10 protein-coding genes are annotated in these 9,258 nt (G+C 70.7%); 7 read left to right on the forward strand and 3 right to left on the reverse strand.

The genetic code is table 11. The annotated features are described in order from the left end of the window. Positions 1-99: 99 nt before the first annotated feature. The 4 genes from ABTX78_RS06080 (at position 100) to ABTX78_RS06095 (ending at position 4,831) form a co-directional block, all read left to right on the forward strand. The gene (locus ABTX78_RS06080) at positions 100-1,110 is read left to right on the forward strand and encodes a polyprenyl synthetase family protein (RefSeq protein ID WP_352205629.1); all 1,011 of its coding nucleotides are present in this window, start codon (positions 100-102) and stop codon (positions 1,108-1,110) included. Between the two features lie 532 nt (positions 1,111-1,642). After that, positions 1,643-2,875 carry a LolA family protein gene (locus ABTX78_RS06085; RefSeq protein WP_352205630.1) on the forward strand — a complete coding sequence of 411 codons (1,233 nt, stop codon included), beginning with the start codon at positions 1,643-1,645 and terminating at the stop codon, positions 2,873-2,875. 98 nt (positions 2,876-2,973) lie between these two features. Then, complete coding sequence (locus ABTX78_RS06090) at positions 2,974-3,912, forward strand: ABC transporter ATP-binding protein (protein ID WP_352205631.1); 939 nt, start codon at positions 2,974-2,976, stop codon at positions 3,910-3,912. After that, positions 3,899-4,831: an ABC transporter permease gene (locus ABTX78_RS06095; protein ID WP_352205632.1), complete on the forward strand. Its 933-nt coding sequence runs from the start codon at positions 3,899-3,901 to the stop codon at positions 4,829-4,831. Before ABTX78_RS06090 ends, ABTX78_RS06095 begins: the two co-directional genes overlap by 14 nt. Before the next feature lie 40 nt (positions 4,832-4,871). On the opposite strand, the gene ABTX78_RS06100 is transcribed toward ABTX78_RS06095, so the two are convergent. After that, entirely contained in the window at positions 4,872-5,429 is a 558-nt protein-coding gene (locus ABTX78_RS06100) for a flavodoxin family protein (RefSeq protein ID WP_352205633.1), read from the reverse strand. A gap of 120 nt (positions 5,430-5,549) precedes the next feature. Beyond that, on the reverse strand, positions 5,550-6,869 hold the full coding sequence (locus ABTX78_RS06105; RefSeq protein WP_352205634.1) for a M28 family metallopeptidase: 1,320 nt from the start codon (positions 6,867-6,869) through the stop codon (positions 5,550-5,552). Between the two features lie 356 nt (positions 6,870-7,225). Here ABTX78_RS06105 and ABTX78_RS06110 point away from each other — a divergent pair, with 356 nt between their 5' ends. Further along, positions 7,226-7,432: a hypothetical protein gene (locus ABTX78_RS06110; protein ID WP_352205635.1), complete on the forward strand. Its 207-nt coding sequence runs from the start codon at positions 7,226-7,228 to the stop codon at positions 7,430-7,432. A 39-nt stretch (positions 7,433-7,471) separates the two neighbouring features. On the opposite strand, the gene ABTX78_RS06115 is transcribed toward ABTX78_RS06110, so the two are convergent. Next, entirely contained in the window at positions 7,472-7,921 is a 450-nt protein-coding gene (locus ABTX78_RS06115; RefSeq protein ID WP_352205636.1) for a VOC family protein, read from the reverse strand. Between the two features lie 21 nt (positions 7,922-7,942). On the opposite strand from ABTX78_RS06115, the gene ABTX78_RS06120 reads away from it, so the two are divergent. Then, positions 7,943-8,551 carry a CGNR zinc finger domain-containing protein gene (locus tag ABTX78_RS06120; protein WP_352205637.1) on the forward strand — a complete coding sequence of 203 codons (609 nt, stop codon included), beginning with the start codon at positions 7,943-7,945 and terminating at the stop codon, positions 8,549-8,551. Further along, on the forward strand, positions 8,551-8,976 hold the full coding sequence (locus tag ABTX78_RS06125) for an SRPBCC domain-containing protein (protein ID WP_352205638.1): 426 nt from the start codon (positions 8,551-8,553) through the stop codon (positions 8,974-8,976). The genes ABTX78_RS06120 and ABTX78_RS06125 overlap by 1 nt, the downstream gene beginning before the upstream one ends. The last annotated feature ends 282 nt before the right edge of the window (positions 8,977-9,258 follow it).

A 9,258-nucleotide genomic window follows, 5' to 3' on the forward strand; every position in this document is an offset into this window, starting at 1 on the left:
CGCCCATGGTGATCGAAAGGCGACCGGATACGCTGACTTGAGTGAATCGAGCGACACATCGACAATCCGTGTGATCGTCAGCAGACAGGAGACTCCCTCGTGAGCGTCGTCGGGCCGTTCGGGCTGAGCGTGCGGGACCAGGCTCTTGAGGCCGATGTCCAGACCGGACTGTCGGCCGTCGAGGCGGGTCTGCTCGATGCCACCAAGAGCGAGGTGCCCTTCATCACGGAGGCCGCGCAGCATCTCGTACGGGCCGGGGGGAAGCGGTTCCGGCCACTTCTGGTGATGCTGGCGGCCCAGTTCGGCGACCCCCACGCGCCGGGTGTGGTGCCCTCCGCCGTGGTCGTGGAGCTCACGCATCTCGCGACGCTCTACCACGACGACGTGATGGACGAGGCGGACGTACGGCGCGGTGTGGACAGCGCGAACGCCCGCTGGGGCAACTCGGTTGCCGTCCTGACCGGCGACTTCCTCTTCGCCCGGGCCAGCCACATACTGGCCGACCTGGGTCCGGAGGCCGTACGCATCCAGGCCGAGGCCTTCGAGAGACTGGTCACCGGCCAGATCCTGGAGACGGCGGGCCCGCGCGACGGCCGTGACCCCGTGGAGCACTACCTCGACGTCATCGGCGGCAAGACGGGCTCCCTGATCGCCGTCTCGGGCCGGTTCGGCGCGATGATGTCGGGTGCCGACGAGGGTGTCGTGGACATCCTGACCCAGTACGGCGAGCGGCTCGGCGTGGCGTTCCAGCTGGCCGACGACGTCCTCGACATCGCCAGCGACTCGCACGAGTCCGGCAAGACGCCGGGCACGGATCTGCGGGAGGGCATTCCGACGCTTCCCGTACTGCATCTGCGCGCGCGGGCCGAGGCGCAGGGGCTCCCGGAGGACCTGGAACTGGTCGCGCTGCTGGAGAGCGACCTCTCGGACGACGAGCTGCACGCCGACGCGCTGCGCCGGCTGCGGGTGCACCCCGCACTGGAGCAGGCGCGTCGCGACACCGTGCGCTACGCGCAGGAAGCGCGGGCGATGCTCGGGCCGTTGCCCGAATGTGATGCGAAGGCGGCGCTCGTGGAGCTCTGCGACCTGGTCGTGCACCGAGCGGGCTGACGCACCCCGCCAGACCTCTCCCCACTTGCGCGAACGCCCGGACGGGCGGCGCTGGTGAAGCGCACCAGGACCATCCTTGGCGGCAGCACCGCTGCCGTCGCCGCGGGCGTCGCCCTGGGCGTCCTGCCGGCCTTCGCGGCCGACGGAGACGGCTCCCGCCCACCGCTCCACAGGGGCGGGCGGCAGCGGTTCGGCCCCGGCCGTCCGGAGCGGAACGTCACCGCGACCGACACCTTGTCTCCCTGCACTCTGGGGAACCGAAACGCCGCGCCGTCGCGGTCACCGATGGCGGGCCGTCCCTGCACCGGAACCTCGTTGTGGCCGGACCCGGACCGGCGCGTCCGACAAGAACCTCCGCACAGGTCTTGCGTCACGGGTGCGGCACTTCCCCTACTGGATGGGGGAGGCGTCGCGCCTCTGCGTCATCCCAGAGCAGTACGACAAGTTGCTCCCGGGGTCTGACGCCTGAGTGCGGCCGATTTGGTCAGATTGGTAGTACCAGGCCTGACCAACCACGGAGGTAGGGCACACCATGGCACCGAACGACAGCGCACAGACCACCGAAGAGGCCAAGGACCTCGCAGCGGGCCGCCGCAAGGCCGCTCGCTACATCGTCCCGGTCGCGGTGGCCGGGGTGGCGGCGGCGACCATCGGGCTCGTCCCGGCGCTCGCTGCCTCCGGTGACCCCGATCTGCCGAAGATCAGCGCGCAGCAGCTCATCGAGAAGATCGCCGCATCGGACACCCAGCAGCTGTCCGGCACCGTCAAGGTCAACACCGACCTGGGCATCCCGGACATCGGCGGTCTCGCCGACTCCTTCGCGCCCAAGGGCGGCGACCGCGGGAACGAGCAGGGCTCGTCCGCGGCCCCCGACGGCAAGCTGATGGAGCTCGCCACCGGCACGCACACGCTGCGGGTCGCGGCCGACGGTCCGGACCGGCAGAAGGTGTCGATCCTGGAGGACGCGGCCGAGTACAGCCTGATCCACAACGGCGACGAGGTCTGGGCCTACGACAGCGCGACCAACGAGGCGTACCACTCCAAGGACGCGGCGAAGGACACCGCCGAGCAGCACGGAAAGGACCGCGCGGCGCCCGAGGATCTGCCGTCCACGCCCAAGGAGTTCGCGGACGAGGCTCTCAAGGCGGCGGGTGACACCACGTCCATCACCGTCGACGGCACCGCCCAGGTGGCCGGCCGCGACGCCTACCAGCTGCTCATCAAGCCCAAGCAGAGCGGCTCGACCATCGGCTCGATCAAGGTGGCGGTGGACGCGAAGACGGGCACCCCGCTGAAGTTCACGCTCACGCCGAGCGGCGGGGGCAAGGCAGCCGTCGACGTCGGATTCACCAAGGTCGACTTCTCCAAGCCGGCCGCGTCCACCTTCGACTTCAGCCCGCCCAAGGGCGCGAAGGTGACCGAGGCCGACGAGCTCGGTAAGGACCAGGGAGCCCCGAAGAACGAGAAGGACGTCAAGGGCTTCGAGGAGTTCCAGGGCCTGAACGTGATCGGTGAGGGCTGGACCTCCATCGCGAAGATCGAGGGTCCCGCCGGAAAGGGCTCCGCCGCCCCGAAGGAGGGTGACGTCCCGCCGGAGGCGCAGGGCTTCCTGGACGCCCTGGGCGACCCGGTGAAGGGCGAGTTCGGCTCGGGCACGGTCTTCAAGACCCGTCTCGTCAACGCCCTGATGACGGACGACGGCACCGTGTACGTCGGAGCGGTCACCAAGGACGCACTCGTGAAGGCCGCCGACGCGGGCAAGTAGACCAGGCAAGGGCAGGTAGCCCGATCGTGGTTGTCGTCCGCCCCGCCGTACGCTCCGTACGGTGGGGCGGAAGCCTGAGCGAGCGAACGGGGGCCGGTATGGCAGCTGTGATCGAGACGCACGGACTCACCAAGCGCTACCGCGGCGGCCAGCTCGCCGTTGACCGGCTCGACCTCGCCGTGCCCGCCGGCAGCGTCTTCGGCTTCCTCGGCCCCAACGGGTCGGGCAAGACCACCACCATCCGGATGCTGATGGGCCTCATCGAGCCCACCGCCGGCAGCGCGACCGTCCTCGGCGGCACCATGCCGCGTGCCGTACGGACGGTTCTGCCGCATGTGGGCGCGCTGATCGAGGGCCCGGCGCTGTACGGATTCCTGAGCGGCCGGGACAACCTGGTGCGGTACGACTCCGCCGACCCGAACGCCGATTCCCGCACCCGCGCGGCCCGCGTCGCCGCCGCCCTGGACCGGGTGGGGCTGACCTCGGCCGCGGGCAAGAAGGCCAAGGCGTACTCCCTCGGCATGAAGCAGCGGCTCGGCCTCGCGGCCGCGCTGCTCCAACCGCGCAAGCTCCTGGTGCTCGACGAGCCCACCAACGGCCTCGACCCGCAGGGCATGCGGGAGATCCGTGCCCTGATCCGGGCGCTGGCCGCCGACGGCACCACGGTCTTCCTCTCCTCGCACCTCCTCGACGAGATCGAGCAGGTCTGCACCCATGCGGCCGTCATGGCTCAGGGACGGCTGATCATCCAGGGCCCGGTGGCCGACCTCGCCGCCGGGGCCAGGGGCCGTCTGGTCGTCCTCACCCCCGACACCGGCGATGCCGCCCGGATCCTCAAGGAGCAGGGAGTCGCCGGGGTGGACGCCGAGGACGAGCGGGTGACGGGCGAGCCGCCGGGGCCCGACGCGGACCTGGCCGAACTCAACGCCGCCCTGGTCGGGGGCGGGGTGCGGGTACGGGGGTTCGGCGTCGAGCGCGCCTCCCTGGAGGACGCGTTCGTCGCGCTGACCGGAGAGGGATTCGATGTCGCGGGCTGAGGTGATCGGGACGGGCAGGAGCGACGGGGCCGATGGCGCCGACCGGCCGGGCGGCGCCGGCGGACCGGGCACCGGACCGCGGGCACTGTGGACCCTCGGCCTCTTCCGCTCCGAGCTGTTCACCACGCTGCGCCGCTGGCGGACGCTCGCCCTGCTGGCCGTGCTCGCCGCCGTACCCGTCCTGATCGGTATCGCCGTGAAGACCGAGACCGGCGACGGGGGCTCCTCCGGCGGAGGCGGCGGCGGGGGACCCGCCTTCATCACCCAGATCACCAACAACGGCCTGTTCCTGGTCTTCGCCGCGCTCGCCGCGACCCTGCCCGTGTTCCTCCCGATGGCCGTCGGGGTCGTCGCCGGCGACGCCATCGCGGGCGAGGCGAACGCGGGCACCCTGCGCTATCTGCTGGTCGCACCGGCGGGCCGGACCCGGCTGCTCCTCGCCAAGTACGCGACCGTCCTGACGTTCTGTCTGGTGGCTACCCTGGTGGTCGCCGCGTCCGCGCTCGCCGTCGGGGCGGTGCTCTTCCCGCTCGGCGATGTCACGACGATCTCCGGCACCACCATCTCGTTCGGGGACGGCCTGCTGCGGGCCGCGCTGATCGCGGTCGTCGTCGCGGCCTCCCTGGCCGGCCTCGCGGCCCTCGGCCTGTTCGTCTCGACGCTCACGGGCAGCGGCATCGCGGCCATGGCGACCACGGTCGGTCTGCTGATCACCGTGCAGATCCTGGACACGATCCCGCAGCTGGAGGCGCTCCACCCGTATCTCTTCCCGCACTACTGGCTCTCGTTCTCGGACCTGCTGCGGGAGCCGCTCTACTGGGACGACGTACAGAAGAACCTGGGGCTCCAGGCGCTGTACGCGGCGGTCTTCGGGGCCGCTGCCTGGGCTCGCTTCACGACGAAGGACATCACGGCGTAGGCGCTGCGGCTGTCCCCGCCGAGGCCGGGAGGCGAGACGCTCAGGTCACCGCGGCGAAGAACCGTTTGGCGTCCCTCACGGCCGCTTCGTCGTTCAGGACGTCACCGGGCCGGGAGCCGTTGCCGAGGAGGACGCCGCCCCGTTCCATCTTCAGATAGGCCGCGATGGTGTCGAGCGTGCCCACCAGCGGGTCGGCCGCCGCGCGGTCCGCGTCGGCGAGCGCGGTCACGCCCCACAGCGTGCGTCCCGCCATCCGGGCTCTGAAGTCCACGCCCGGCACCCGCATCCAGCCCGACCAGTGGTCGAGATAGCGCTTGGTGGAGGTCGAGACGGTGTACCAGTACAGCGGTGAGGCGATGACCAGGTCGGTCGCCTCCAGGGTGGCGTCCAGCAGGGTCGCGCCGTGCCCGGTGGGCGCGGGGTAGGCGCCGTCGTCCTCGTGCCGTGCGTCCTCGAAGTCCGGCAGCGGGAGGTCGGCCAGATGGAGCCAGCGCTGCTCGGCGCTCGCGGGAAGCTGCTCGGCGGCGAGCCGGGCCAGGGCCTCGGTATTGCCGTCGGTGCGGCTGCTGCCCAGCAGGAACAGGAACTTCCGGATCATCGCGTCTCCCCCTCGTATCGCGGACCGCCGTCCTCGAACGTGACTGCATGCGTGCGCAGTATATGCACACGCATGCAGTCGGTGGGGGGTGGCGGTCTTCGGGACAGCCGGATCAGCCGGTCAGAAGGTCAGCTTCCAGCTGTTGATGTGGCCCGTGTCCTGCGCGGCGACGTCCTGCACCCGCAGTTTCCAGGCGCCGTTGGCCGGCTCACTCGACGCGTTCACGGTGTAGGTGGCGACGACGTTGTCCGCCGAATCGTTGCTGCTGGAGTTCTTCAGCCGGTACGCGCTGCCGTCGGGGGCCACCAGGTCCACGACCAGGTCGCCGCGCCAGGTGTGCCGGATGTCGACGCCCACCGAGAGGGCGGCGGGTGCGTTGCCGGTGCGGCCGGTGACGGTGACCGTGGAGGTGACGGCCGCGCCGTTGTCCGGGATCGCCACGTCGGCGGCGTTCTCGTACGCCTCACCGGGCGGGACGGTCGTCCCCGCCGAGAGCGTCCAGACGGCGTGGGCGAGCGCGTCGCTGTTGCGGTCCAGGGCGGTGTCGTTGACGTTCGCCGTCGTGTCGCACGAGGAGTGGTAGCAGCGGTCGAAGGCCTGGCCGGCGGTGCCGCCCCACTTCTGGACCTGCGCCGCGGTCTTCGTGCGCCCGGCGCCGGTGAACAGACCGCCGACCGGTATGCCCACGTTCTTGAACGAGGCGTGGTCGGAGCGGCCGTCGCCCTCGGTCTCGATCTCGGTCGCGACGCCGAGGCCGGCGAAGTAGTCCTTGAAGACCTTCTCGATCGCCGGGTCGTCGTCGTAGACGAAGTAGCCCGGGTTGGGCGAGCCGATCATGTCGAAGTTGAGATAGCCGGAGATCTTCGAACGCTCGGCGGCGGGAAGGTTGTTGACGTAGTACTTCGACCCGACCAGACCCAGTTCCTCGGCGCCCCACCAGGCGAACCGCAGATGCTTCGTGGGCTGCAACTGGGCGCGGGAGACGGCGAGCGCGGTCTCCAGGACACCTGCGGAGCCCGTGCCGTTGTCGTTGATGCCGGCGCCGGAGGAGACGGAGTCGAGGTGCGCACCGGCCATCACGATCTGGTTGGCGTCGCCGCCGGGCCAGTCGGCGATGAGGTTGTACCCCGTGGCACCGCTGGAGGTGAACTGCTGGATGGCCGTGGTGAATCCGGCAGCGTCCAGCTTCGCCTTCACATAGTCGAGGGACGCCTTGTAGCCGGCCCGGCCGTGGGCGCGGTTGCCGCCGTTGGCGGTGGCGATCGACTGGAGCTGGTTGAGGTGCGCCTTGACGTTGGCGAGCGGTATGTCGGGGGCGGCCAGTGCGGACGTCGGCGCGGCCGGTGCCGCCGTGGCCGCGGGAGCGGCGGAGGCGAGCAGACCGGCCAGGGCTATCGCGGCGGCCGCGGCCGTGCGTCTGGGAAAGGCGGAGAACTTCATGTGGGGGCTCCGGATTCCGTACGGGGACATGACGGAACGTGCGAGACGCCCCGGAACGGCTCGTTCCAGGGCGTTGGAGCAGTGGCGCTGAACAGAGACGGTGAGCGGTGCGAGCGCGTGGGCATGCGGTGGTGACGGTGCGGTACGGGTTGCGCGGTGTGCGTGCTGAGAGTTCAGCGAGACTTTGACTCACCGTCAAGGGCGGAAATCGGTCAGCAGCGTTCGTATATAGGACGCCTGCTCCGTCACGGAACGGCCAATGCCGCGGCGCCTTTCGGGCACAACTGCCGCGCGGTGGGCGTCAACGGTGTGACAGGGGTTCAGGCTGTGGCCATCGCCGAGCGAGGGTACGCCGTATGAACCTGAATCCGTTCCTGCTGCTGGACGCCGCGATCAGATATCTGCTGCCCGTGGGGGTCACCGCGCTGTTCGTCGTCGTGGCCGCGATGGCTCTCCTCGTCGGCGTGTTCGCCCTGCTGACACGGCGCGTGCGCCGGCGGTACGTGGCGGCGGAGGAGGAGGGCCACGGGCTCGACTTCTTCACCTGGCGGGACAGCCCTTAGGCACGGAGGCCCGCCCGCCGGTCCCCGCGGAAGGCGGTACTACTCCACGCAGAATTCGTTCCCCTCGGGATCCGCCATGGTCGTCCACACGCCCATCGGCTGATCCTGCCGGTAGAGGACGGTCGCACCGAGTCCCTCCAGCCGCGCGACCTCCGCCTCGCGCTTCTCCGGACCCACGTGCAGGTCGAGATGGAGCCGGTTCTTGACCGTCTTCCCCTCGGGCACGCGCTGGAACAGCAGTCGGCGGCCGAGACCGATGTCGGTGTCCTTCTCGAACTCGTCGTCCGGATGCCGGACGGCGGTGTAATCGAGCCAGGCGTCCCGGCCGTGGGCCCGGGTGGTCGAGCCGTCCGGCAGTTGTCCCGCCTGCCGCAGGCTCTCGATCAGCGCGCTGTGGTCCTCTCGTCGGTACTCCAGCGCCGCGGCCCAGAAGTCGGCCTGTGTGTGCGGGTCGAAGCAGTCCACCACAAGTTTCCAGTGCACAGTCATGTAACCGCTTATAATGGTTACATGAGCGAGGTCGCAAGAGGACTGACCCTGCGTACGCCGGATGGGCGTCCCTATCGTTTCGACCCCGGCGCGCTCTGCCTTGAGCTGCTGCTGACCGGAGGGCCGGGCGTTTACGCGCGGTGGGAGGTGCTGCACGAGCCCGCCGACCTGGTGCGCTGGGCGCGGCAGAGCCGACTGCCCGGCGGACTGGAGCCGGTCGTGACCCCTGAGGAGGTCACGCGAGCACGGGCACTTCGCGACGCCCTGTGGCGACTGGCCGCCGACCGGATGCGCGGCGGACCGCTGACCCCGGCGGACCTCGCCGTGGTCAACGAGGCGGCGGCGAAGGCCCCGCCCGTCCCGCGGTTCACCGCGGACGGGAGCCACGGCTGGGTCCCCGGCGCCACGGGCACCCAGTTGCTGTCCGCCGTCGCGCGGGATGTGGTGGACCTGTTCACCGGGCCCTACGCACATCGCATCCGCGAATGCGGCGCGCACGACTGCTTCCTGCTCTTCGTCGACACGTCCCGGCCGGGCCGCCGCCGCTGGTGCGCGATGGAGAACTGCGGCAACCGCAGCAAGGTCAGGGCGCACCGCGCCCGCCACACCGAATCGGAGGGAGACGAGTGATGACGAGCGAACCGAACCGTCAGCAGCCCGGCGACAAGACCGGCCTCACGCAGGACGCGGGCTGGGAGATCGGCGTCTCGAAGACGCTGCCCCTGCCCATCGCCGCGGTGTGGGACTTCATCGTGAGCCCGGAAGGCGTCGCCCTCTGGCTCGGGAAGGGCGTTTCGCTCCCCACGGAGAAGGGCGAGGAGTACGAGACGGAGGAGGGCGTCAGGGGTGAGCTGCGCAGCTTCCGCCCGGGCGACCGCGTCCGTCTGACGTACGGCACCACCACGCTTCAGGTCGCGGTGTCCGCGTCGGGCTCCGGAAAGGCCGTCCTCCACTTCCACCAGGAGCATCTCGCCGACGCGGTGGAGCGCGAGAGGCAGCGGGCCCACTGGAAGGCCGTGACGGCCGAGGTGGTGCGGGCCCTGGGGGTGTCCTGAGGACGACTCCGGGTGCTCCCGCTCGGGGGACGCCGCCGTGTCCGTGGCGAGGAGTCGAGCCCGGAGGGACGCCCGAACCCGCCGCGGGACAAGAACCCGACACCGCCTGGGAGGGGGCGTGCAGGGTCGGCCCCGCAGGGGATCGGCGGCAAGACCTGGGTGCTCAATACATGGCAGCTGTGGGCCGCCGACCCCGAGGAGTCGAGCCCGGAGGGCCCCCGGACCCGACGCGGGACAAGTACCCGAGGCGCAAGCACCCGGCAGCCGCACGTACGGGCACGT

This window comes from Streptomyces sp. NPDC096193, assembly GCF_040302905.1.
Taxonomy (GTDB): domain Bacteria; phylum Actinomycetota; class Actinomycetes; order Streptomycetales; family Streptomycetaceae; genus Streptomyces.

Excerpts from the sequence above, each read along its gene's own strand:
- ABTX78_RS06085 (WP_352205630.1), top strand. The coding sequence starts at position 1,643 with ATGGCACCGAACGACAGCGCACAGACCACCGAAGAGGCCAAGGACCTC.
- ABTX78_RS06090 (WP_352205631.1), top strand. The coding sequence starts at position 2,974 with ATGGCAGCTGTGATCGAGACGCACGGACTCACCAAGCGCTACCGCGGC.
- ABTX78_RS06095 (WP_352205632.1), top strand. The coding sequence starts at position 3,899 with ATGTCGCGGGCTGAGGTGATCGGGACGGGCAGGAGCGACGGGGCCGAT.
- ABTX78_RS06100 (WP_352205633.1), bottom strand. The coding sequence starts at position 5,429 with ATGATCCGGAAGTTCCTGTTCCTGCTGGGCAGCAGCCGCACCGACGGC.
- ABTX78_RS06105 (WP_352205634.1), bottom strand. The coding sequence starts at position 6,869 with ATGAAGTTCTCCGCCTTTCCCAGACGCACGGCCGCGGCCGCCGCGATA.
- ABTX78_RS06110 (WP_352205635.1), top strand. The coding sequence starts at position 7,226 with ATGAACCTGAATCCGTTCCTGCTGCTGGACGCCGCGATCAGATATCTG.
- ABTX78_RS06115 (WP_352205636.1), bottom strand. The coding sequence starts at position 7,921 with ATGACTGTGCACTGGAAACTTGTGGTGGACTGCTTCGACCCGCACACA.
- ABTX78_RS06120 (WP_352205637.1), top strand. The coding sequence starts at position 7,943 with ATGAGCGAGGTCGCAAGAGGACTGACCCTGCGTACGCCGGATGGGCGT.
- ABTX78_RS06125 (WP_352205638.1), top strand. The coding sequence starts at position 8,551 with ATGACGAGCGAACCGAACCGTCAGCAGCCCGGCGACAAGACCGGCCTC.